This window comes from Paraburkholderia sp. SIMBA_027, from assembly GCF_046535315.1.
In the GTDB taxonomy this organism is placed as follows: domain Bacteria; phylum Pseudomonadota; class Gammaproteobacteria; order Burkholderiales; family Burkholderiaceae; genus Paraburkholderia; species Paraburkholderia tropica.
Genome location: NZ_JAWRWY010000275.1, coordinates 1 through 318 on the forward strand (window position 1 = coordinate 1; position 318 = coordinate 318).

Genomic DNA, 318 nt, shown 5'->3' on the forward strand with positions numbered 1-318 from the left:
GCTACGATCGCGCCCTCTCCTATTGCGAGCGAGAATCGATTTCGTGGCGCGGTTCGCCCGACACGCGCAGCCTCCGCTACAATACGGCGCTGAGGAACTGCCTCTACCGCCGCAGCTTTGTCGATCGCGGCTACTATGCCTATCCGGCAACGCAGGTCTTCGACCACTTCCTCGACCGCTAAGCTCAGCTACCGTAGATCGCCGTCGCGCGTTTTTCGAAGGCTTCCGTGAACATGCGGAACGCCCTGTCGAACATCGTCCCCATGAGCGCGCCGAGGATGCGGCTCTTGAACTCGTAGTCGATGAAGAAATTCACCG

At 60.1% G+C, this 318-nt stretch carries 1 protein-coding gene; it reads left to right on the plus strand.

The window, feature by feature from the left end; translation table 11 throughout:
* Positions 1-182 (plus strand): hypothetical protein (locus SB764_RS39080; RefSeq protein ID WP_410866624.1); only part of this gene is annotated, 182 nt, incomplete at its 5' end.
* Between the last annotated feature and the right edge of the window lie 136 nt (positions 183-318).